The organism is Catenovulum sp. SX2, from assembly GCF_052056295.1.
Lineage (GTDB): Bacteria > Pseudomonadota > Gammaproteobacteria > Enterobacterales > Alteromonadaceae > Catenovulum.
Window position 1 is genome coordinate 2,664,854 of sequence record NZ_CP182493.1, and the last position, 25,872, is coordinate 2,690,725.

The following is a 25,872-nucleotide window of genomic DNA, read 5'->3' on the forward strand; positions in this document are numbered from 1 at the left end:
CGTATGACTTACTGCTTTGATTTTTTCCTGTACAGCTAGTTTAGATAGCTATTATGGCGCTGTGGTTTCAACTTCAGGATCTGTATTATGTGTTTTTAAGTCTCTAATTAACTTAAACATATACCAATAAGTTGTACCAGCTACAGCATCAGCATGAACAAAACTACCATTCATGTCAGCGCCTTGAACTAAACGTCCACGACCACCTAGTTGATTTGAGGTGTTGGCGTATAACTCAATTACAGTACCGTCTTTGATGTTTTGTAAGTCCCAGCTCACTACAATTTGATTATCTGCATTTATGCTTGTGCTTAAGTTAGTCACTACTGCTGCACTAGGGTCAATTAATGGACCGTCTACTTCTGCTGGCGGAATATACACAGCATCTGCAGGTATAGTAATTGGCATAGCAGGTGATGTATTAGTTGTTACACCATCTTGGATGATTTTAAACATATACCAGTAAGTTTTACCTGGCTCTAAGTTTTCATCAGTAGTAGTACCAGCTAAAGGGGCACCGCCAACAATACGTGAACGACCTAAGATTTCTTCAACTTCATTTCTGTGTACTTCTAAGTATGAAACTGCAGGGTCGAAATATTGAAGATCCCAAGATACTTCTATAGAGGTACCATTTACAATCTTAGTGGCTAAGTTAGTTACTGGCACTTCGTCAACAAATGGTTTTCTGATTTCACCTTCAGGGTCTGAGTTGATAGTTACCCCACCAGATACTACTTTAAACATATACCAGTAGGTTTTGCCTTCTTCAGCTGTGTCATCAACATAAGTGCCTGTTGCTGTTGCGCCAGCTATTATGCGCGTACGACCATCAAGTACGGCAGACTCATTGCGATATACTTCGATGTAAGTAACGTCGTCCCCAAAGTTTTCAAGCGACCAAGTTAACACAACGTCAGTACCATCTAACTCTGTAGTTAAGTTAGTCATTGGTTGACCTAAACCTTCACTGTCATTAAATACTGCTTGGTAAGTCATGTCCATATCAGTTGTATCAAACTCATATAAATAAGCTGTTGATACTTCTGCTTTGTTGCCATCCAACCACTGGGTGAATTGGTCACCGTCATTCGCTAAAGCTTTTAAGGTAAATGGTACACCTGCAGGGTATGAAAACGCTGTGCTATATGTGCCGGCTTCAGGCGTAGTTGAAGATACACTCATGGTATAAGTTGGTTTTAACGCCGCCACAACCGGAGCCATATCATCTGTAGAACTTAACTCTTTAATACCTTCAGCAACCAAACGTGCCATTTCTACAGCACCTTGTTTTTGGAAGTGAACAGTATCAGCAGGCGCTGTTGCATTGCCGTATTGGTTTGCACCAAAGCCCATGTAGTAGAATTCGTTTGCGTAACCTTCACCTACAATTTCTAATAAAGCTTTGTTTTTAGCGTTTAAGTCAATAAGCGGTACGTTTAAGTCACTTGCTAATGTACGTGTTACCACTGGGTGCTCGTGATAAGCATCATAAGGCGCACCTTCTTGCCATTGGTTACGGCGCACTGTAGTTACAAACACAGGAGTTGCACCTAAGGCACGGGTTTCGGTAACAAAGTTGGTCATATAATATTCAAAGAAGCCTTCGTCAGTTCCACCTGTCGGCGCTTTACGAGCATCGTCTGCGGCTCTGTCATTGATACCAAATTGAATAAAGACAAAGTCACCCGATTGAACACTCGCTTTTACATCAGCCCAGTGATCAGTGTAGAAGCTCTTAGAGCTACGGCCACCTAATGCGCGGTTATCTACGGTGATTTTGGCATCGTCCAAATAGGTTTGGAATACCTGTCCCCAACCAGTTTGAGGATAGTATCCATCGGCATAATCAGCAACGGTTGAGTCACCAATTAAGAAAACTGTTGCCGCTGCAAAATCAACTCCTGGTACAACACCGTTGAAGGCTGCTGTTAGAGTGTAATTTGCTGCAGGCATAGTTGCTGTATATAGGTTTGTATCACTCACGATACTGCCAGCGCCATACCAAGCATCAAATGTATCTGAATCACCAGCACGGGTTTTGAAGGATAGTGGAGTGCCTTCAGGATATTCTGAACTTGCTGTCACTATGCTGTCATTTGCACCTTGTTGGTTTACAGTTAAGCTAAATCTAGGTTTGATTGCATCCAATAAAGGTTTTAAGTTGTCACGGTCGGTTAAACCTTCTAACTCTTCAACTACGATGCGCGCCATTTCCAGTGCGCCAGCTTCTTGGAAGTGGGTAAAGTCGTTAAGACCGTCTGCATAGTTAGCATATTCGCCAGCATCTAATTGCATGAACAAGTAATGAGATGCTTGTTCTACACCTAATGAATTAACCAGTTCCCAAGATTTTTGGTTCAAGTCGACATAAGCAACATCTAACTCAGTGGCTACTTTGGCCATAGTACCCGCGTAATCATTGCCTGATTCAGTAAACACGTTACGCAACGCGCCGTCACGCCAAGCATTCATAACCATAGGGCTTACAAGTACTGGAATTGCATTTTTGTCGCGAGTTTCAGCTACATACTCTTTTAAGTAAGTTTCGAATTGAGCTTCTGTGGTGTAACGTTCTTCTTTAGTCCAGTCGCGGTCATTGTGACCGAATTGGATAAATACATAGTCGCCGTCACCTACTTCATTTAGCACTTCGCTCCAAATACCGTCTACTTTGTAGCTCTTAGTGCTACGGCCACCACGGGCGCGGTTTTCAACGTCGATTTCATCTTCTTCAAAGAAGAACTGCAGGATTTGTCCCCAACCTGTCATTGGTTTCTTAGAAGCGCCGTAATCAGCTACTGTTGAGTCACCAACAACAAATATTTGGGTATCAACCACAGGATCTACAACAACTGGCGGCGTATACATACAAGCACCAGCTGTTAAACCAATGCCAGTGATAGCAAGGGAGTCGATGTTTGGCATGCCTTCAACTGTTGTAGAGGTCAATACGACATCATTTAAGCCCGCTTTTAGTGAAATGGTTGCTGTTTCAGTGGTCCATACATCCCATGCAGTGGAGCTGGCGAAAGTTAAAGCTACATCTGTATCATTGCTGGTAACTACTGCTGGGCGGTCAGAGTCAGCTGCGTAAGTGACTTCAATATCGTAATCACCGTCGGCCTCTGCATTTATTTGATAGCTAATGGTTGAATCCGTCACATCATTAACATTTGCATAACCGTCGCCACTAAAGCCAGTTTGGCTATTTTCGACAGCCCCATCGATACCACAAAAACCTGCGACATTTTCTTGTAAGGTAACGACTACAGGTTCTGGTTTTTCGTCTTCGTCAGTTTCAGACTCACCGAGTCTATCTTTTTCTATTTTTGCTTCTTCTACAATTTGTTGAAGTTCACCGATAAAATCATTGATTTCAGAATCTTTACCTTCTTGGCTTAAACTATCTTTTGTTGAATCCTCGTTGTTACACCCTGCGAGTAAAGATGTTAACAACACAAGGTACATATATTTATTCATATTATCCCTCTGTTCTTTGTTAGTGGATTTAGGTTCAAACGTTTAACCTTGCACATACCAACTGATTATTTTGTGTTGTTTGTGGTTGTTATTTGAACTTAATGTAAATAATACTCCAAATGCAATCAATATCAATCATATTTGTTGTTTATTTGTAAAATTATTCTGATTTTTTTGGTGTCGTTATTGGTGGGGGATGTTAAGGGGATGTTTTGAATGGGTTTTATTGTCACAATAAGGCTTGGATTCAGCTAAAGTGCCGAACCCAAGTGTTGGTGTTTAAACTATGAGTCGTTCAAAAGCCCAGAAAGAGCCTGTTGCAACTATTGCGATTGAAAGCATAGGTAGTGCGGCTTGTTTGTACCAATTAAATCTAAATAGGTACCACAGCAGAGGCAATACTAAAGCTGATAACAAGAGTTGGCCTATTTCTACGCCTAAGTTAAAGGCGAGTAATGGCAAAAATATAGGTGCTCCTGTGCTACCCAAACCTAAACCAAGCAATACATTGGCAAAACCTAAACCATGAATTAACCCAAAAGTGCTGGTTAGTACCCATCTGTGTTTGGGTTTATGTTTAAAGTATAAATTTTCTAGCCCAACATAAATGATGGTTAAGGCAATAATCAGTTCAACCCAGTTGGCAGATACTGAAACCAGTTCGAGTGCGGCTAGTGAAAGCGTAATTGAATGTGCGAAGGTAAAGCAGGTAATGATAAGCGCTGCATCTTTCCAGTTGCGACAAATAATGAGCAATGCCAATAAAAACAGCAGATGATCATAACCTTCCAATATATGCTCGATACCAAGCTTAAAGAAGCTGGAAAATACGCCCTGATAATTTGGCTCGTTTTCGTTGCCTGTAAGTGTCACGCCACTGAACTTATCTTGGTATGAATGGACGAATAGTCCGAGTTGCGTGTTGTATGCATTAAATAGAGTGAAGGTGAGTTTGTATTCTTGGTTTGTTTGTTCGATAAATTTGCTAAAAACGCTTAGGTTGCCAATAAAAGGCCCAGGATATTCAAAGTAGAATTTAACAGCGTCTTCATTGGGGAATACTTTAAAATCGATATTGTTTGGATTTATTTGCCTATTATCTAGCGTGATTAAAAAGAAATCACTGGCTTTCTTCAGTAGATGTCCGCGAACTTTGGGTAAATTTTCTGGGGTTAGTCGGTTATTTCTGTGTGGAAAGTCTTGCAAAAACGCTTCAACAGAAACTGCAGCCAAATTAAGTTCAAGTGTAAGTTGCTTATTCTCTGTTATCACAGCTTTAGCTTCACCTGAAAATACATCATGTGCAGCTGTTGTAAAACTGCCAAATAAAAACACTATTGCAAAAACTAACCTATATAACATTATACAAATTCCAAATAGTAAAAAGGCACGGAACTTAGTTCCGTGCCTTAAGTTCAAGCGTTATAACTTAATTACATTGCTCATGCTAGGGTGCACAAGCGATAGCTACTGGCGCTTTACTACCAGTTAAGTTATCTATGGTTAGGCTATCTAAGTTAGCTAAACCACCGCCCATACCGGCTTTAAGCTTAATTTCAGTATCACCTTGCAATAAGTCGAACGATGCAAAGCTTTCAGCCCAGGTATCCCAAGTGCCTGTAGGCTCCATATCAATAGAGAATGCACTGCTACTGTTATTGATATCTACGTTGGCAAAACGGTTGTCACCAGAGCCATTAGCATAGCGTAGGATGAATCTGTAGGTACCGTCTTCTTGTACGTTTACTTTGTAGCTAACGTACATGCCTTCAGCGTTATCAGTATTTGAGAAACCTTCGCCTTCATAACCAACCCAGTTAGATTCAATTACGCCAGTGATTTCACAATATCCATCTTCATTTTCTTCAATGGTTACGGCTGTTGCAGTTGGATTAGCAAAGTATTGAATACCAGTGGTTGGGTCGTCAACGATGACTGTACCATCGTCTAGGGTAACGCGCATCATATACCAATACTCTAGTGTTTCGACTAATCCTTGGTAATCAGCATATGCGCCTTTGCCTTCAATACCCTCTGATACAATTACAATTGCATCGTCTACTGAAGCTTGCGTGTTACGTAAAATCTCGATTGAACTAAATACACCATTATAGTTCTTTAAGTTCCAATCTATACGTATACCACCATCCTCTAAACGAGTAATTAAGTTGGATTCAGGTTTTGGTAATTCGAATAACACGTTACCCTCGGCAGTAGTAGTTACTACTGAATCGTCAGCTAAAGTGATCTCAAAAGCGTACCAATATCTAGCGCCATCAGTAAAGCCAGCATCACCACCTATATCTCTTAAACGACCGTCAATAGCACGTACGTTTGAACGAACAAGTGTTTTGTTTTCCATGTTTACGCTAGTACCGCGGTATAAATCTACGTTTTTAATTGATTGACCAAAATTACGTAAGTTCCATTCAAGATTAATCGTTTGTAATACTGCATCTGCAGTAGCTACAAGTGATGTTGAGCTTGGACCTGGAATAAATGGACCAACAATTTCTGAGGTTGGAGTGCCTTCTGCTGTATTATATTTAAACATATACCAGTAGCTTGCCCCTTCAACCGGAGTTACTGCATCCACAGTACAGCCTTGATACAATGTATCTGCTGTTAAGTCATGTATTTTAACTCGGCCTGCTGCTTGGTTTTGATCATTTCTGTAAAGCTGAGACCAGTTTACAGTTGGGAAGTTTTTCAAATCCCAGCAAATGGTCATAACACTGTCTTGATAGGTGTAATCAAGGTTTGTTTCCATCGCTATCAGGTTTTCAGCAAATACAGGATCTGCAACCGCTACATTACCATCTGTCGTTGTTAACTCTACCCAATAGTAGTATTTAGTACCGTCAGTAGTATTCTCATCAGTCCAAGTTCTAGCTCTTGGATTAACCATCGCATAATGTGCATCTGGTTTTGCTGGAATCACTCCCATGTCAGTTGTTTCAGCACGATAAATTTTAATATCGCTTAACTGCAGTTTAGTGACCCAAGTCAAATCAACATAATTGTTCGAACTTGCAGCTTCAACTCTAGGAATTAGCGTTGACGTCATGCGTGCCATAGATGACATATCATAACCTTCAACCCAATAGTAATAGGTTTTGTCTGGCACTGCTGTTGTGTCAACAAAGGTATTTGAACCTTCAGCTAACATACCAACACTAGTACGAGTTGATGCATCGTTAGTTTCACTGCGGAATATCTCAGGCGTTCCAGTAGAGTCAGAGCTTGAGTACACTTTTACAATAACATTGTTGTTGTTACCTTGTGCGACAATCTTGTCAGCACCTTGCATGGCTACACCAGTTGTTTTGTACTGAGGAAGTTCTGCAAGTTCGTGTTGATACAACTTCATATCTGTACCCAAATAGAAACTTGGATGCGGGGGTTGGTTGTAAGCTGTATTTTGCCAAGCAATCGCCGTTCTATATTGACGGTCATGCATTAAAGTTGGTAAACGAACTTCTGTCGGATAGTTTGTTGTGTATATTAGTAGTCTGCTGCTATCTTCGTTAGCCATAACTACTTCTTCACGCCAGTCACCAATTATATCGCCTGACAGAGCTGGTGTTGCTTTGGTACCATTGTTTGATACACCCGAACCATTTCTAACAGTTAATGCGTCAAATAGAGGTGTTTTTTCAACGAGTTTATCTTCGGCATTCCATTTTGTAATGGTTGAACCATCTAAAATTTCACGAGATAAATCGTCATCCCACCAAACCATGAAGTTCATCGCAGGTTTTACATCTGTGATAATAGTGCCGTCAGCAGCCATTAAACCACCCCGAGACCCCCAGCTTTCCATACCTGGATAGTTAGGATCTATATCACCGGTAACACCACGGCCAACATCTGTTCCTTCTCCTGATTGGTAATGAATGATTGTGCCTGTTGCTGCGTCATGAATTTCTGAACCGTATTCAACACCATCTTTGGTATAACAGCTCGGGCATTCGTGCACCATGAAAACTTCTAAGCCTGGGCGATCTGGAATGATGTCTGCTACGTGCAGTGCATCACCATGACCGAGTTCTGTTGAGTATAACAACGAACCGTCATTGTCGAGTGTTGCTGCTCCGAAGATAATTTCATCTGCGCCATCAGAATCAACATCTGCGATGCTTAAACTATGAGCACCTTGGCCAGCTAAGGTCGCGGCAGAGTCATCTAAATCTGAGTCATAGACCCACTTTTGGACAAATTTATTATCGACAAAATCATACGAGGCAACAACTGCTCTGGTGTAATAACCGCGCGACATAACTAGACTCGGTTTTTTGCCATCAAGATAAGCGACACCTGCTAAGAAACGGTCAACACGGTTGCCGTAACCATCACCCCAATCTTGAACATTGCCACGCTCAGGCACATAGTCAATTGTATCTAGCGCTTCACCTGATAAACCATCGAACATAGTTAAAAATTCAGGCCCAGATAAAACGTAACCACCGTCATTTCTATGGTCAGCTTCATTGTCACAAACAACTGTGCTTGAACAAACAAAGTTGCCTTGAGCATCTTTTGTGCCTTCAGCTGTTTTTACTGCAACTTCCGCCCGACCATCTTGGTTGAAGTCAAATGCCATAAACTGAGTATAGTGGGCACCGGCACGAATATTTTGGCCTAAGTTAATGCGCCACAATAATTCGCCTTCCATTGTATAAGCATCTAATAAAACATTTCCTGTTTTACCTGCTTGCGAATTATCTTTTGAATTACTTGGTTCCCATTTTACAATTAATTCGTACTGGCCATCACCGGTTAAGTCCGCCGCTGATGCGTCGTTAGCAGTGTAGAAATATTCAACACCATCAACAAAATCACTGTCTGGAGTATTGAGCGGAATGGCTAAATAAGGTTTTTCTTGCGCCTTAACTACTTTAGAAGCATCTTTTTCTACATCATCTACTAATGCAATTACCTGGTAAGTGTCTGTTGGTAAGCCATTCGAGTCTTCTAAGAAGGTTGGTTCTTTTGGACGAACTGTTCTAAAAAATTCCCCATTTTTATAAACTTTAAAGATAATTCGTTGTTCATCTAGACCAGACATACGCCAACTGATTATGTTTCCGTCCTCTTGGCCTGGTATAACGATTAAACCGCGGTCTAAATACTCAACATTTGAGTTGCCGCTTAGGTCACGCTCTGCATCTGCTAGTGGTGCCGCTGTATGTGGTTCTGCTGGTGTATAGCTTTCATCACAACCCATCAGCACTGTGGTTAATGCCAATGGCACCAAAGCTTTTGCAAAGATATGATTCTTGTCTTTGAGATACCTTCCGTCTTTTTTCATTATGCGGTCTCCGAAAATGATTTTAAGAAGTTGATGTAGAATTAACAAGTTAGCTACATCAAATTACCCTGTTCTTTTATAATTAGTGCTTACAAGATTGATTGATTGTCTTTTTATTAAACCAAAATAACACCAACGACGGTCATAATAAATCACTAACAATCACATATCCAGTTTTTTTTAATCTTTATTTAACATTAAATGAAAATTTAAACTTTTTAATAATAATATAGGCTTGGCGCCCACCAATGTTGTATTTTTTGTAGTTTAAGTGATGCTTATGTATTTATATGGTTATTAACCTGTATTTGTTTTTGTTGTTGTATAGGTCAGTCAAATCAAGTGCGATTATAATTTGCGTCTATTTGTTAACATTTGGTAGTGTAGCTACATATTTTTGATTGATTATTGAACTAAATAATAAGCACGGTGTGATTGAGGGTGATTGTTAATGCTTTTTTTGTTTGATATTTGTTGAAATTGATTTATTTTGGTTATACTATCGCTATTGTTAAAAAAATTTTGTATTTAACAAAATCTTCACCTACTAACAAATTAACGCAGGATTTGATAATGAATAACTACAATCAGTCTAGAAAAACAGGCAGCACTGAATCGTCTATTCCGCAGTTTAAGCGCAACTCTTTGGCGACTCGTATCGCGTCTATTTTATTTGCAGGGGCAACACTAAGTGCATTTTCAGGGGCGAATGCATTTGCAGCAGAAGAACAGGTTCAAGCACAAGTAGAAGAACAACTAGCAGAAAAAGACGAAGACATGGAAGAGGTACAAGTGTCAGGTATTCGTTATAGTCAATTAAGCGCGTTAGACCGTAAAAAGAATGCTGGTACTATGATGGACTCGATTGTTGCTGAAGATATAGGTGAATTTCCTGACAAAAACGTGGCCGAAGCGTTACAACGTATCTCTGGTGTCCAGTTAGAACGTGATATGGGGGAAGGTGCAAAAGTAAGCGTTCGGGGTGTGGAATCTCATTTAGTTCGAGTTGAATTGAATGGTAATACTGCCATGGGTAGTGGTGGTGACCGCAGTGTTGATTTTCGTGATATGGCATCTGAGTTAGTAAAATCAATCGACGTATATAAGGGATCTGAAGCTCGTTTAACTGAAGGTGGGGTCGGTGGTACCATTCATATCAACACTCGCAAACCAAATGAGTTTACAGATAATTTTATGCAATTTAATGCTGAGACTCAATACAACACAGTTATTGGCGACTATATGCCAAAATTTAATTTTACTGGCGTATACAAAGCTTCAGATAGCTTAGGATTTTTACTTAATATTACTGGATCAGACCAGCATCAAATGTTCCATGCACTCAGGAATACTGGGTGGGAGCGCTTCAGAGATATCGATGGTTCACCAGATAAAACGGTTGTTCACCATGAATGGGCTGATTATACATCTCAAGAGCAGTGTAATGAGAAAATCGCCGACTCTACAGATTACAAATTTAGCCTTGCTGATCGAAATGTTTGTCTAGCACAGTGGAATGAATATAGCCCAACAACTCCAAGGTACAGTATTTGGGGACGTCAAGAAAAACGTTTGTCGGCTAATATAGAAGCGCAGTATAAAGTATCAGATGAGCTTTCATTTGATTTATCGTACACCGACAGTAGTAGAAACAAGGTTGCAACCGATAGGAATTTTCATGTTGAAATCAGCAAATGGGGTTTTTATGCGGAGCCTGAACACGTAACAGAAAACAAAAACGTGCATAAATTGGTTACAACAGGTGTTAACCCAGATAACGGCGATTTTATAGGTGCTACTGTACGTAACCGTACGTTAAACTTTGATTGGGATCAAGAACGTACCATGATGAGAGCTGGGTTCAATTATAATAGTGGAGCCTTTAAGGTTGAAGGTTATATTGCACGTTCGACAACATTTGAAGACATAGATCAAAGAGATACGCAAACAGCGCAATATAATGTTGGTGGTATAGTTATAGAACAAGTAGATGGCGTGCCAGACATAGATTTCACAGACGCTTTTGTTGTTAATAAAGATGACCCATATGATGTTTATACGCCATTTCATTATAATGACGGAACTCAGTACTCAGATTATGACAGGTTTAAATATGCGCCGAGTCAAAGCGATGCATCTGAGAATATCGTTAAGTTAGATGTTTCTTATATCCCAGATTCAGATTTATTTACTATATACAGAGCAGGTTTTATCGCGACTGATCAACGCTTCAGTAACAATGCTTGGAGCTATAACTTGATTCAATCTGTTGGTAATAAATACTATGATGCCAATGGAGTTGAAAAAATTTGGACTCAAGATGACCACGAATATGTGCTACTAAATAACCGTTTTGCCACTGATAAGTACATGCGCGATTATGACCTTGATGTAAATATTATTGAAAGTTATATGGCTGTTGATACTGAAGCCTATTTAGATGCGCTGTTGGAACGAAGTGGTTATGATTCAGCGGTATCCGCTCGCGATAATTTACCGCCTAACAATAGTTTGTATAGTATTAATGTTAAAACACAATCAGGTTATATTCAGGCTGATTTTGAGACGTATATTGGCGACATGACTTTGAAGGGCAATGCTGGTGTTCGTGTAGCTAGAACCCAAACTGAGTCGGAAGGTGATAGTTTTGTTCGCGTGCTTGTTGAAGAGTTTGAGCAAAATGCTGATGGTACTCCTAAGTTAGATGCGGATGGAAACCGAATTCATCCTGAAGGCAGTGAAGATGCTGATGGTATGGAGGATAGAACTGATTCTCGCTGGGTGAATGGGCGAGGTATTATCAAAGAAGACTTTATCGATGTATTGCCAAGTGTAAACTTGACGCTACAAATATTAGATGGATTTGAAGCCTACTTAGGTGCTGCAAAAGTAATGGCTCGACCACAAATTACAGACTTAAATATAAGTGGTACCTGTACTATTCATGATTACCCGAAAGCTGTGACTTTCCAAACCGCCAATACATGTGATGTTGGTAATCCTGATTTAGACCCGTACCGAGCTAATCAATATGAATTTGCGTTAACTTGGTACCCTGACGAAACTTCTATCGTATCTGGTGCTTACTTTGTTAAAGATATTACTAGCTATATTTTTGGTAAAGAATGGCATGAAGATATTGACTTCTTTAATGATGGTCGAAAATGGGATGTTAGGCAACAGACTAACAAGCAAGGTATAACGACAAAAGGTATAGAACTTCAAGCTTCCACTTTTTTCACGTTTTTACCTGGCTTCTTAAAAAATACTGGTGCTAAGGCCAACTACACTTATATTACGGCTTCTAATGTAGAAGATATTAATCCTTTAACGGGCGAGTTATTACCATTAAGAGGTCAATCAGAAAATTCTTATAACGTAGAGGGGTTTTATGAAGATGAGCAATGGAGTATCAAACTTACCTATAACTACCGCGATGAATATTATGCAAAAGTGTTTAATGATACCCCTGTTTTTATTGAAGGGGCTGGCTACTTAGATGGTAAAATTACCTATAGATTTAATGATAATTTGAAATTCTATGTCGATGGACGAAATTTAGGTAAAGTGGCACAGGTTGAACACGCTGGTGTTGGCCGTATTAACGACTTGCAATGGTCTGGTAGAGTATTCTCTGTTGGTTTTACTTACAAAATGTAAGTGTATGTTAGCTATTGTGAAAAAAGCACCGCAAGGTGCTTTTTTTATGTCCAAAAAAGCACATCAATTTCCCCGCACGTTACCTTAAGTTAGATTTTATTATAGCCAGACTCTACTGCATAAATATGCTATTGATCCTGTACAAGCTAGTTCTAGGTGTCTGTTTCAGCGTTATGTTCACGGATTAATCTATGTGACTGAATGGACTATTCTTGAAATACATAGAGGTTTGTCGATGATGTTTGATTTTGATGTCGTTGGAGGTTAGGGCAATTCTTTAATGCTTTGCTCTGGAAACGGACTGCGAGCAAACTAGCAGTTGTTGAAAAGGGAGCGCAGAAGCGCTCCGAATTAAATAGATAACTCAGGACTTAATTCAAACAATCTTTAACTAAACCACCATCACCTAAAATAACCGGTGTTCTTTGGTGTAGTTCGTTTAAAGCTATGTCCATAATAGGGCCGGTTTCGCTAAAGGCTTTACCGCCGGCTTGTTCGATTAAAAACGCCATTGGAAAAGCTTCGTACAATACGCGGAGTTTAGCCGGTTGTTTTGGATTTTTATTGTCTGACGGGAAGATAAAAATACCACCGCGGCTGATAATTCTGTGCACATCGCCAACCATAGCACCGTTCCAACGCATGTTGAATTTACTGTCTTTTTCATTTGGACGAATAACACTGCGCACATAATTTTGAAAATGCTCTGACCAATAAAAGAAGTTAGACATATTGGCTGAAAACTCTTTTGTGTCAGCAGGCAGGCGCAAATCACTTTTAGTTAAACAGTATTCCCATTTGATTCTATCTAAGGTGAATTCGTGAATTTGCCCTTGCAGAGCGATAACCAAAGTAGCAGAGGGACCATATAACACATAACCTGCACATAATTGGTTGCGACCGGCTTGGTAATATTCTTTCTCCAGCGCTTGTGGCTGGTGGCTACCGCTGTGTTCTGCTGCTGGCAATATAGTAAATATAGTGCCAATTTGGCCGTTAATATCTATATTTGAGCTACCATCTAGTGGATCAAATGCGACTAAAAAGGGCGCTTGGGCGGTACAGGCAACAGGTAAGTCTTCTTCTTCCGATGCAACTGCACGTACATACGGGTTTTTAACCAGCTCATCTAACAACAGCTGGTTGGCTATTACATCGAGCTTTTTTTGTGTTTCACCTTGGACATTTTCATTGTCGGTCGCACCTAGTACGCCAGATAAAGCACCTTGACTGACTTTAAAGGCTATGTCTTTAGTTGCCGCCAATACAGATAAAATCACGCTTTGCAATTGCAGATCAACCTGCATTTGATTGAGTTGATGTTCGATTGTTTGCATTATTCGCCTCTATATCTAGCAACACAGTTTAAATCTTGGAAAGATTTTTCTAGGCGCTCTGTCATACTGTTTTCCGCTTTGGCCACCCAAACTCTTGGATCGTAGAACTTTTTATTTGGTTTATCCGCACCATCTGGATTGCCTAATTGGCTCTGTAAATAACCAGATTTTTCTTGGTAATAATTTAAAATACCTTGCCAAAATGCCCACTGTGTATCTGTATCTATGTTCATTTTGATCACGCCATACTCAATAGCTTCACGAATTTCTTCGAGCGATGAACCTGAGCCACCGTGGAAAACGAAATCTAGCGCGTTGTGCGCAAGTGAATATTTATCAGATACATATGACTGCGAGTCACGCAGTATGCTTGGGGTTAGTTGCACATTGCCTGGGTTATACACGCCGTGTACATTGCCAAAAGACGCCGCAATGGTAAATTGGCTGCTTATTTTATTCAGTGTCTCGTAAGCATAAGCAACATCTTCTGGGCGAGTGTACAAAGCTGATTTATCTAAATGGCTGTTGTCTACGCCATCTTCTTCACCGCCAGTACAACCTAATTCGATTTCTAACGTCATGCCCATTTTTGCCATGCGCTCTAAATAACCAGCACAGGTATCTATGTTGTCGCTGAGTGATTCTTCAGACAAATCTATCATATGGCTGCTAAATAGCGGTTTGCCGGTATCGTTAAAGTAGGCTTCAGACGCATCCAATAAACCATCAATCCAAGGCAGTAGTTTTCGTGCGGCGTGATCTGTATGTAAGATCACTGGTACTTGGTAAACCTTACTCATTTGTTGCACATAATGAGCGGCGGCGATACCACCAACAATAGCAGCTTGTTGGCCGGTAACGGGTGCGTGTTTACCAGCAAAGAAACTGGCGCCACCATTTGATAGCTGAATGATTATCGGTGAACCGACCTTGTGTGCGGTTGCTAAAGCTGCATTGACTGAGTGACTACCAATTACATTAACGGCTGGCAAAGCGTATTTATTTGCTTTGGCGTCAGCGAATATTTCTTGTACTTGCTCGCCAGTTACAACACCTGGTTGAATGTGTTTAGTCTTGTTTGTCATTTTGCCTACTCCTAAATTGAGAGGATGTTTATTTTGTATGCTCGAACACACATTGACATGCTCGATTTTTAACTGCTTGTTTTATAAGCGAACACTAGCGGTTCGCTCGAAAATTAGGCTATCTTCAATCTTTCTATAAAGAATATATTTGATTGATTGTGATTGAAAGTGACTAAATTTATCACGCTTTTTTTCTGCTCGCAATTTCTATTTACAAAAAAATAGCTATGCTTAATACAATTGTTACAAAAAAGTAGATGTAAAATTAATTTTACTTAAATCCGCTGAGGCCAATAGTAATACTATTTTGAGCGGCGCTATGGTGGGATAGCTTTACAGTAAAAGGGTAAATATTTTCCTAATTTGAATTAATTATGAATCGTCATACCAGTGGCATAAAATTTGCGAGTGTAAATACTTTGTGAGAGAATAAAAGCGAAGTTGACGTTAAATGAATATTTTAGTTAGCAATAGTTGCTACAATGTTAGTATATAAATTATACAGATTGTAACGCGTTTACTATTCAAGCCCTATGTACTGGTGGTTAAGCGTACAGCCAAGTTAACTAGAACAGAGGGAATTGCATGGTTACACCACAAATTACATACAACAACAGACCCGGAAAACATATGTTAGAAATTCAAAGACAACAGTTATTGTTAGATATTTTGGATGAAAAAAGATTTGCAACAGTAGCTGAATTAACTCAAATGCTAAAAAGCTCAGAGGCGACTATTCGTCGTGATCTGGTTAAACTCGACAAGCAAAACAAACTAGTGCGTGTGCATGGTGGTGCACAAGCTATGGATAAAGGTAATAAAGGCTCTAGTTTAAAACACATTGCGGGTGATGCATTTTGGGTATCTAAAGAAACCAAAGCTGATGTTAAACGCGCTATTGCTCGTAAAGCCGCTGAGTTATGTGAAGAAGGTGAATCTGTCATTATTAATGGTGGTAGTTCAACTTACATGATGGGTGAGTTCTTACAAAGCCGCAATTTGAATATTTTAACCAATTCGTTTGTATTGGCCCAAGAATTAGCAGAGCGCAGCACTAATCAAATATCTATGCCTGGTGGTGAAATTTATCGCAAACAAGGCATTATCTTAAGTGCTTATGAAAACGATACAACTCAGCACTATAGCGCAAGCAAAATGTTTATGGGTACACCTGGTATTAGCGAATTTGGTGTTACAGAATCAGATGCTTTGCTTATTCGTTCTGAGCAAAAACTGCGTCGTCAGGCGGAAAAACTGATCATTTTGGCTGATAGCTCGAAACTTGAAAAACGCAGTAGTTTTATCTTCTGTTCGTTAGAAGAAGTTGATGTGTTAATTACTGACAGCGGTGCAGATCCTGCAATTATTGAAAAGTACACTCAATATGGCATTCAAGTTCTGATTGCTGACCAATAGTCGAAGCTAATAACACCTTTGGGGGATTGCTGTATTCAATGCAGTTTTATCCCCCCTGCTATCCGTCGCTTAACATTTCCAGCAATTAATTATTAAAAAGTTGTTGCTATAAAATAACTTGTATGACAACATATAACTGCATTTGGCTTAACGGGTCTAGTCAAATGCAATTTTACTTAATAATTTGAGCTCGGCGCAAAGTATTGTAGAATTGCTGGTTGTCAGATAAAAGATATGAGAGATACACCTTGGATAACCTAGCTTTAGCTAAAATTCGTCGAAGCAGTAATTTAACCACTGAACTTGCCGATCTGTTACGTCAACAAATTAAAGAAGGTAAGTATGCTGTGGGCAGTAAATTACCTTCGTCTAAGTATATAGAAGAGCAGGCTGGGGTTAGCCGAAGTGTTGTACGTGAAGCTGTTGCTCAGCTTAAAGCTGAAGGCATTTTATTAAGCAAACAAGGTGTTGGCGTATTTGTCGCAGAAAAATCTGCCAGTGCTGGATTTGCGATTGAAGCGGAAGAGTTTGAATCTGTTCATGAAGCTATACTTATTTTAGAGTTACGTATGGCAGTTGAAGTGGAAATGAGCAGTATGGCTGCGGTAAGGCGAACTGAAGAGCAGTTAAGTCATATTCAAACTTGTTATGACAAAATTGATGAAGCAATCGCCCAAGGGCGAGATGGTATAGTGGAAGATTTTAATTTTCACAAAGCGATAGCTGAAGCATCAGGCAATCGTTATTTTGTTCGATTTATAGATTATATAGGGGCTGGTGTTATCCCTGCGCGGGAAATTATTACCCAACGAAGCCAGCAACAATCGGCTGATTATTTGGCTGTGATTCAAAAAGAGCATGAGCAAATATTAAGAGCCATCTCGTTAAAAGATAAAGATTACGCAAAAGCTGCGAGTAAAGCACATTTAGAAAACAGTATTTTGCGTCATCAGCAATTAATTGGTGCTGCTTAGTTAAAATATTTTTAGCTTATGCAGCAAAATATGAGCCTTCGGGCTTTTATTTTTAACTTTACTTGTAATATAACCTGATATCTGGTGGGTGAGTTATGCAGCAACAAACATTATTTTCGGTAGCGGACAAAGTTGTACTGGTTACAGGTGCAAGCCGTGGAATTGGTCAAGCTTTGGCTGTGGGTTTTGCTGAAGCGGGCGCTAAAGTAATTTGTGCTTCTTCTCGCCAAGGTGGTTGTGCACAAACAATTGAAATCATCCAAAGCAAAGGTGGCTCAGCGGTTGAAGTGTTTGCTGATTTGTCTGACAGCTCAGCAGTTGAAGCTATGGCAAACAATGCATTAGCTGTTTATGGCCAAGTTGACGTATTAGTGAACAATGGTGGCACTATTGCTCGTTACCCTGCTGCAGAATTTCCGTTGGCAGAATTCCAAAAAGTAATTGATGTTAATTTAAACTCGGCCTTTTTATTAAGCCAAATTGTTGGCCGCAACATGTTAAGTCGCGGCGAAGGCAAAATTATTAATATTGCTTCTATGCTGTCGTATACAGGTGGTATCACAGTACCAGCTTATACTGCGAGTAAACATGCAATTGCCGGTTTAACTAAAGCACTTGCTAACGAATGGGCAATCAATAATATTCAAGTGAACGCAATTGCACCGGGTTATTTCGCCACAGATAACACCCAAGCATTGCGTGATAACCCAGAGCGTAACAGTGAAATTAAAAAGCGCATTCCTTCTGGTGAATGGGGTCAGCCTCAACAATTAGTTGGTGCGGCAATTTTCTTAGCTAGCCAAGCAAGTGATTATGTAAACGGCCATATTTTAGCAGTCGACGGTGGCTGGTTAGCTAGATAACAGTTTTTTGTGTGTGTGTTGGAAAGTCAGGATAGCATGTCGTAGTCTGACTCATTACATGGATGTTTTTTTTAAGTGAGTGTGTATGAGTTCAGTTTTAGTAGTTGGCGAATGTATGTTGGAATTTCGCCATGTTGAAGACAAGATGTATCAACAAGGTTTTGCCGGCGATACCTACAATACTGCTGTGTATGCCAAACGCATTGAACCTAGCTTACAAGTAGATTATTGCACTGCGGTTGGCCAAGACACTAGCAGCCAACAATTTGTCCAAGAGTTATTAGCCGAACACATTGGCGCGTCTCACGTTATTCAATTAGACAAACTCCGCATGGGTTTGTACATGATCCACATAGACGCAGCAGGTGAGCGCAGTTTTTCTTACTGGCGCAATCAGTCTGCCGCGCGCTCGCTGTTTAAACAAGATATCAACTTTGTTGAGTTATTTAGCCAATATTCAGCTGTGTATTTGTCTGGTATTTCGGTCGCTATTTTAGATACAGCAGACAGAGAAAAATTATTAACCTATTTGGCTGAATATCGCAAACAGGGTGGCATTGTTGTGTTTGATCCTAACTACCGACCTGCTTTGTGGGAAAGTTTGGCTGAAGCACAAGAATATTATGAAAAATTCTATCAACTGACTGATATTGCTTTGCCTGGGCTGGATGATCACAAAGACATTTTTGGCCATGAAAACCAGCAGCAAGTGCAAGTTTATTTAACTAGCTTAGGTGTTCAAGAGCAGGTAATTAAGTGTGGTTTGGCTGGTATGTATGTTTACCAAACCAATCAGTTAGCTTGTCATTTGCCTTTCACGCCAGCTGAAGTACAAGTTGATAGCACAGCCGCCGGCGACTCGTTCGCTGGTGTATATGTGGCGAAGCGCCTTAAAGATTATTCGATGCAGGAAGCTGTTGTTGCTGCGGCTGATGTCGCCCGTTTTGTTGTTGGACAACCCGGTGCGATCGTTGATGCTGAAGTTTTTAAACAACATTGCAGTTAATAAGTTTCTAACCTTTACCCCAGTATGAGACCATGCCTTGGGTAGGTAAAGCGGCCGCTTTCCCGCTTTACCTCTTTTTCTTTTCTCACTTACCATATGACACTTGCACGCTATTCTGGCTATATGGGAAGGAGGCGCTGCATGTTAAGTGCAATTGCGAGCCAATTCGAAGCTTAATTTTATAAAAACGCTGTCCGCCAATCCCTGGCCGCTCCCAAAAGATATCCTATCTTTTGAAGTTTTATAAAATTAGCTTTCGAATCGCCTCACTGGACACATTTATGTCGCTTTTTAAGTGCAACTACTCTTGATTAAAACCATGCAACAACACTGATGTGAATAAGGTATATGGGTGTGTTTCGGGCAAAACTTCACAAAAGAGGGGCGAAGTTCTGCTTGGCTTTCTAACGCAGACACGCTGTGAACCCATCCATGGGCGCTCGAGACAAATCATCCACGATTTGTACGGTCTGCTTATAGAAATCCAAGCATAGCCCTCAGGATGGGCTGTGCCTGAGAGATTTCTCTAGTTAGCATCAATGTAAAATTTGTTAAATAAAATTGATTTTTTGATTGACTGTGTTTTAATTGTGATTGAAATTGATTGTTTGTAACTTCGGTAAAAGGTGAAGGACGTGGTAAAAAAATTCAATATAATTAAACATAGCTTAGTCGCTTTAGGTATTACTTGGTTAACTTCGGCGTGTTCAGTGCAACAAGATTCAACTACAAATACCACTGCAACAGTTGAAGAAGCGCAAGCTTGGGTGTTTAGCTCTTTTCGGAAAAATGGCCAAGATGGTTTGCACCTAGCATATAGTGAAGATGGTAAAAATTGGCACGCACTCAATCAAGACAAGAGCATTTTAGCGCCTACAGTGGGTGGTAAATTAATGCGCGATCCGTGCATTATCAAAGGTCCAGATGGTCAGTTTCATATGGTATGGACATCAAGCTGGGAAGATGGCGGCATAGGCGTTGCCCATAGTGCGGATTTAATCAACTGGAGCGAGCAAGTTTTTGTTCCAACCATGCAAAAATATCCAACTGCTAAAAATGCTTGGGCACCAGAAATTATTTGGGATCCGGCAACTGAACAGTATGTGATTTTCTGGGCGTCGACCATTCCTGGATCATATCCAGAAACAGAGAAACAGGCAGACAAAGGTTGGGATCACCGTATGTATGCGGTCACTACCAAAAACTTCAAAGAATACTCAGAGCCTTTTTTATTGGTTCAGCCAGATTTTAATATCATCGATTCAAGCATCATCGCTTACCAAGATCATTATGTGATGATCTTAAAAGACGAAACGCGTTATCCGCCGGCGAAAAATTTACGTGTCGCCACCAGTAAAAATATACTAGGACCTTGGCAGGTCGAAGACAAAGCATTTACGCCTGAAGGTGTTTGGGTTGAAGGCCCAAGCATGTTTAAAAAAGATGATTGGTACTATGTAATTTATGACGAATACACCAACAAAAAGTACGGCATGATGCGCACGCAAGATTTTAATAAGTGGCAACTTGTTTCTGAGCAATTAAATATGCCCAAAGGCAGCCGTCACGGCACTGTATTACCTGTCAGTCAGGCTGAGTTAAATAAACTTAAACAGCATTTTGCAGCTCAGTAGATAGTTATGAACATCATCCAACTAACCAAGGCAATTGTGGTTTATACACTGCTGTTGAGCAGCAGTTTACAACTGGCTATTGCCGCTGTAAGCAATAATCAAACTTATACCTTAACCAATGATAAGCCTATTGTACTTATGCTAGCACAAGGCTCTGATCCACTGGTTAAATGGGCAAGTGAAACCCTTGCTAAAGATTTACACAGTCGTCTAGCGGTAAAGGTTGAACTAAAAACTTGGTCAGTGGGTGATTACAAGCGGCCACAAAACTCTGCACAACAAAGCATTTTTATCGGCCAAACCAAGCAGTTAAACACTGATTTGCCAATTAACTTACCGCAGCAACAAGCGTGGGAAAGTTTTGTGTATAGCGCACAAGCACAAAGCTTGTATATAGTCGGTAGTGATGTGCGTGGCACTGTTTATGGTGTTTTTGAATTGGCTGAGCGCTTAGGTATTTCGCCGTGGATTTGGTGGGCAGACGCAACACCTGAGCAGGTGGATATTGTTTCAACCAATATTGAAAACGGCAAAATTCATCAACCGAGTGTGCAATATCGCGGGATCTTTTTAAATGACGAAGATTGGAGTTTGTTGCCTTGGGCTGCAAAAAACTTTGACGCTAAGCAGCAAAACATTGGCGGAAAAACTTATCAAAAAATATTCGAACTGTTACTGCGGTTAAAAGCCAATACAATTTGGCCAGCCATGCACCCGGGCACACAAGCGTTTTTCCGCAATCCAGCCAATCAACAAATGGCGCGTCAATACCACATATTTGTTGGCAGCTCGCATGCAGAGCCTATGCTGCGCAACAATGTTGATGAGTGGGACAAAAATACTATGGGCGATTATAACTATGTAAATAATCGCCAACAGGTAAAAAAGTATTGGCAACAGCGAGTTGAACAGCTAGATAATCAACTAGATTTACCTTTGTTTACCATAGGCATGCGTGGCATTCACGATAGCAAAATGTTGGGTGCTAAATCACAACAAGATAGTTTAGATATACTGGCGCAAGTACTGGACGACCAAAGAGCTATGTTAACGCAGCACTTTAAGCAAGATGCTAAGACAATTCCACAGATGTTTATTCCGTACAAAGAGGTACTAGCTTTATACAACCTTGGACTGAAAGTACCGGAAGATGTCACGCTAGTATGGCCTGATGATAATTATGGTTATATTCGCCGCTTGAGTTCAAAACAAGAACAGCAGCGTATTGGTGGCAGTGGGGTTTATTACCATTTAAGTTATTGGGGACGACCACACGATTATTTATGGTTAAGCACTACTCAGCCTGGGTTGATTTGGTATGAAATGTCACGCGCTTATGCAAACGGTGCGAACAAAATTTGGATCGCAAATGTCGGTGATATTAAACCGGCGGAATACAATACCGAGTTCTTTTTAGATTTAGCTTGGGATATAAATAGTATTGCAGCCAACTCAATCTCAAAACATAAATATAATTGGTTAACACGCGAGTTCGGTTTAGCCGTAGCAGAGCAATTAACTGAAGTTTTTAATCAGTTTTACCAACTGGCATTTATCCGCCGACCAGAATTTATGGGCTGGAGTCAAACCGAACCCACGACACAAACTCATTTAACTGAATTTAATTTAGATACATTACGCGAACGTTTAGCTGCTTACCAAAATATGCTAGCGGCGGTCGACAAACATAAACCTATAGATAAAAGCTCTGCGTATTTTCAATTGGTAGAATATCCAATAAAAGGCGCTTATTGGTTAAATGCTAAGTTTATTTATCGTCATTTGGCTGCGTTAACTCCGAATAGCCAGCAGGCTGATGTGTATATGCAGCAAGCGGAAGATGCCCATACGCAAATTAAGCTGTTAACTCAGTATTACAACAGTTTGTCGAATGGCAAATGGCAGCATTTTATGCACGACTCACCACGCAGTCAGCCAGTGTTTAAACCTGTACAAGCGATTGATACAAGTGTGCAATCAACTTACAACTGGACAAATCAAACACCTTTGGTTTTAAAACAAGCAGGGGAGTTTAGCCAAACATCTGCACCCAAACCTTATGCTTGGCAGCAAATTTCCCAGCTGGGTTTCAGTCAGCAAGCTATGACCTTAGCGCCGTTTACCGCTGAAACTTTTGCGCAACAGCAAGCTTGGATTGAGTATCAAGTTGAACTGGCCACTACAGGTTTGCACAAAGTGCACTTGCGCTTTTTACCTATACACGCGAATGACTTTAACCATCAAATTTCTGTTGAAGCAAATGGCCGACCTTTGGGTGAGGTTTATATCAATACCAAAGGGCGAAGCGAACAGTGGAAACAAGACGTATTACGTAATTACCACCCAGTGACTTTACCTTTTGATGTGAAAAAGGCTGGTAAACAAACAATCCGAATATATTTTAATCATTCGAATATCGTATTAGATCAATTAGCTGTGTTTGCAAACGATCAACAAGTACCATATCAGCTTTGAGTTTAACAAGCCGAAGGCGGTGTTAGTTGGACGGAAATTAACGTCTATACTAAAACATCTACTCCACTAAATGGTTAAGTGCTTTGCGCCTTAACCATAGTTAAACGCCAGCTTTGAATATATGGAATGTTATTTTGTTTGCACAAGTTGAATATTTTTTGACTGTATTTACATCTGCTGTTAGCAAAGTATTTGTTACTTGCGCTTTATATCTAAGTGGAGCCAATGTACCAGCGGCTGAGGCCGATACATTGGGTTTAATTGACTTAGTGGAAACTAGCACGATAACTGAATATCAGCCAATAGAAGATAATATTCGGCGGCAGTCACTGCTACAAAGTTTTTTAGCCAAAAATAATTTATCCAATTATAAATTGGCTGTTAGTTATATGCCGCTGCCCAGAGCTAGATTGCACTTAGAGCAATCAGATTGGTGTTTAAGTTTTATCCCACCTATTAATGCAAAGCACTTTCAAACTTATCTGCTAAACGACGATAAGGTAAAGTTGATACTGTATCGCAAACGCCAAGTAAGCGATTTTTCATGGCAAGCTTTGTCTGAATTAAAAGGTTCGACCATTGCTGTGATGCGTGATTATAAAGGCAGCAGTATTAAACAGTATTTATTGGATAATGGATTAATTATTGTTGAGGTATTTTCTTTTGAAACTGCGATAAAATTGCTGGCTAAAGGTCGTGTTGAATATGCGCTAGCACGACATGATACCTTAGATAATATGCACTTAGGTATCATTGACAAAGACCAACTGCAAGCTTCAAGTTCGAGCGTGGTTGAATTTTACAACTATTTATTTGTGCATAACAGCTGTGCGATTATCGATAAAATTACCATCAGTCAGCCGGTTGAGCTACCAAGCCTTCATCGAAGTAAACAGGCTCAACCTTAGTTAATAGCATTTTTGCAATTCCAGTTAAAATTCTTTTAACACTCCATTCACTTTTATATTGATGTGTCAAATTCAATCACGTACAATCAATTTTATTCACTTTGATTTTTAACCTTTGTATATCTGAACAAGAATACACAGAGGTAGATAACAATAATTTTGAGCGAGGTTGTGGATGAAGTTGGTTTGGCATAGGTTTTGTTCGTTAGTATTAGCTGGCTGTTTAGCTGCTTGCGCATCAGTACATGCAGCAAAAGAAACACTCAGCCCACAAACTATTTTTATTGCCGGTGATTCCACCGCAGCTGGTTACAACAAACCAGATCAACAAGGTTGGGGTGGCGAATTTCAGCAATATTTCGACTCTAATAAAGTTAAGATCGATAACCGAGCTCGTGGTGGTCGCAGTACCCGTACATTTATTGCTGAAGGATTGTGGCAAGCGCTACTGGATGACGTAAAAGCGGGTGATCTTGTGCTTATTCAATTTGGCCATAATGACGCTAGCCCTGTAAATGATGATCGCCGAGCGCGCGGCACGTTAAAAGGCATAGGTGACGAGTTTGTTGATATCGACAATATACTGACAAACAAGCAAGAACGAGTGTATACATTTGGTCATTACATTCGCCAAATGGTTGCAGATGTCAGAGCGAAAAACGCCACACCTATCTTAATGTCGTTAACTGTGCGCAACAAATGGCGTAACGAACGAATTGAACGTGGTTCAGGCCAATATGGTTATTGGATGTATCAGTTAGCTTGGCAGCTTAATACTTCATTTATCGACGTGACTAACACTGTGGCAGATAAACTTGAGGCTTTAGGAGCAACTGACGTTCAGAAAATTTATGAAAAAGATCATACGCATTTTAATCCACAAGGTGCGCATATTCATGCGCAGGCTATTGTTGCCGGATTAAAAGGTGTCAGACCTGGATTAGCCAACAACTTATATTCAGAGTTAGGTCAGAATGTTGCCGCGGATGATTGGACTTGGCTGCGTTTGCCTTTCCCTGCTGACCAATCACAAACTAGCATCTTTATGGTCGGTGATTCGACCGTGCGCAATGGTGGTGGTGATGGGCCTAATGGTGAATGGGGTTGGGGCGATTTTATTCACGAAAATGTAGATACTAGCCGAGTTAATTTGGTTAACCGCGCTGTCGGTGGCTTGAGCAGCCGTACATTTATCACAGGTGGTTTTTGGCAACGCGCGTTAAATATGATGAAGCCAGGTGACTATTTGTTACTACAATTTGGTCATAACGACGCGGCAGCATTAAATGATGATTCGCGTGCGCGCGGCACTATTCGCGGTGTCAGTGAGGCCTACCAAGATATCAACAATATGCTAACTGGCAAAGATGAGCGTGTGCATAGTTATGGTTGGTATTTACGCAAAATGATAGGTGAAGCGCGTGCACGTGGTATTACACCTATTATTTGTTCGCCTGTGCCGCGCAAAAAGTGGCAAGAGGATGGACTCAAAATAGCTAGAGCGGAAAATAGTTATCCAACTTGGGCGCAACAAGTGGCTCGCCAAAGCCGTAGTCATTTTATTGATTTACACAGTTTAGTTTCAACTGAGTACGAAGCATTAGGGCAAAAAGCAGTGGATGAAATGTTTGCCGATAAACATACGCACACCAGTAAAAAAGGTGCACAGCTAACTGCAAAAATAGTTGCAGAGCACCTTAAGTCAATTGTTGGTATTTAG

General features: G+C 40.4%; 14 protein-coding genes. 9 read left to right on the forward strand and 5 right to left on the reverse strand.

Annotated elements, in window-relative coordinates:
* Positions 1-51: 51 nt before the first annotated feature.
* The 3 genes from ACMZOO_RS11160 to ACMZOO_RS11170 all read right to left on the reverse strand — a co-directional run bounded on the left by ACMZOO_RS11160 (position 52) and on the right by ACMZOO_RS11170 (position 8,794).
* Positions 52-3,483: a GDSL-type esterase/lipase family protein gene (locus tag ACMZOO_RS11160; protein WP_440903419.1), complete on the reverse strand. Its 3,432-nt coding sequence runs from the start codon at positions 3,481-3,483 to the stop codon at positions 52-54.
* Positions 3,484-3,762: 279 nt separating this feature from the next.
* Positions 3,763-4,845, reverse strand: coding sequence for a HupE/UreJ family protein (locus ACMZOO_RS11165; RefSeq protein ID WP_440903420.1), 1,083 nt, complete (start codon positions 4,843-4,845; stop codon positions 3,763-3,765).
* An 85-nt stretch (positions 4,846-4,930) separates the two neighbouring features.
* A complete protein-coding gene (locus ACMZOO_RS11170; RefSeq protein ID WP_440903421.1) occupies positions 4,931-8,794 on the reverse strand; it encodes a carbohydrate-binding protein in 3,864 nt (1,287 codons plus the stop codon).
* A gap of 573 nt (positions 8,795-9,367) precedes the next feature.
* Between ACMZOO_RS11170 and ACMZOO_RS11175 the strand changes: the two genes are divergently transcribed.
* A complete protein-coding gene (locus tag ACMZOO_RS11175) occupies positions 9,368-12,454 on the forward strand; it encodes a TonB-dependent receptor (RefSeq protein WP_440903422.1) in 3,087 nt (1,028 codons plus the stop codon).
* Positions 12,455-12,825: 371 nt separating this feature from the next.
* Here ACMZOO_RS11175 and ACMZOO_RS11180 read toward each other — a convergent pair whose 3' ends face one another.
* Positions 12,826-13,791: a class 1 fructose-bisphosphatase gene (locus tag ACMZOO_RS11180; RefSeq protein ID WP_440903423.1), complete on the reverse strand. Its 966-nt coding sequence runs from the start codon at positions 13,789-13,791 to the stop codon at positions 12,826-12,828.
* The gene (gene fbaA / locus ACMZOO_RS11185; protein ID WP_440903424.1) at positions 13,791-14,876 is read right to left on the reverse strand and encodes a class II fructose-bisphosphate aldolase; all 1,086 of its coding nucleotides are present in this window, start codon (positions 14,874-14,876) and stop codon (positions 13,791-13,793) included. The genes ACMZOO_RS11180 and fbaA overlap by 1 nt, the downstream gene beginning before the upstream one ends.
* Before the next feature lie 585 nt (positions 14,877-15,461).
* Between fbaA and ACMZOO_RS11190 the strand changes: the two genes are divergently transcribed.
* From ACMZOO_RS11190 to ACMZOO_RS11225, 8 genes are all read left to right on the forward strand, one after another.
* Positions 15,462-16,292 carry a DeoR/GlpR family DNA-binding transcription regulator gene (locus ACMZOO_RS11190; protein WP_440903425.1) on the forward strand — a complete coding sequence of 277 codons (831 nt, stop codon included), beginning with the start codon at positions 15,462-15,464 and terminating at the stop codon, positions 16,290-16,292.
* Between the two features lie 218 nt (positions 16,293-16,510).
* Positions 16,511-17,266, forward strand: coding sequence for a FadR/GntR family transcriptional regulator (locus ACMZOO_RS11195; protein ID WP_440903426.1), 756 nt, complete (start codon positions 16,511-16,513; stop codon positions 17,264-17,266).
* Between the two features lie 95 nt (positions 17,267-17,361).
* Positions 17,362-18,129 (forward strand): SDR family NAD(P)-dependent oxidoreductase, encoded by a 768-nt coding sequence (locus ACMZOO_RS11200; RefSeq protein WP_440903427.1) that lies wholly within the window; start codon positions 17,362-17,364, stop codon positions 18,127-18,129.
* 85 nt (positions 18,130-18,214) lie between these two features.
* The gene (locus ACMZOO_RS11205) at positions 18,215-19,135 is read left to right on the forward strand and encodes a sugar kinase (protein ID WP_440903428.1); all 921 of its coding nucleotides are present in this window, start codon (positions 18,215-18,217) and stop codon (positions 19,133-19,135) included.
* A gap of 635 nt (positions 19,136-19,770) precedes the next feature.
* Positions 19,771-20,769, forward strand: coding sequence for a glycoside hydrolase family 43 protein (locus ACMZOO_RS11210; protein ID WP_440903429.1), 999 nt, complete (start codon positions 19,771-19,773; stop codon positions 20,767-20,769).
* Positions 20,770-20,775: 6 nt separating this feature from the next.
* Entirely contained in the window at positions 20,776-23,244 is a 2,469-nt protein-coding gene (locus tag ACMZOO_RS11215) for a glycosyl hydrolase 115 family protein (protein ID WP_440903430.1), read from the forward strand.
* Positions 23,245-23,378: 134 nt separating this feature from the next.
* Complete coding sequence (locus ACMZOO_RS11220) at positions 23,379-24,152, forward strand: hypothetical protein (protein WP_440903431.1); 774 nt, start codon at positions 23,379-23,381, stop codon at positions 24,150-24,152.
* A 175-nt stretch (positions 24,153-24,327) separates the two neighbouring features.
* A complete protein-coding gene (locus ACMZOO_RS11225) occupies positions 24,328-25,872 on the forward strand; it encodes a rhamnogalacturonan acetylesterase (protein WP_440903432.1) in 1,545 nt (514 codons plus the stop codon).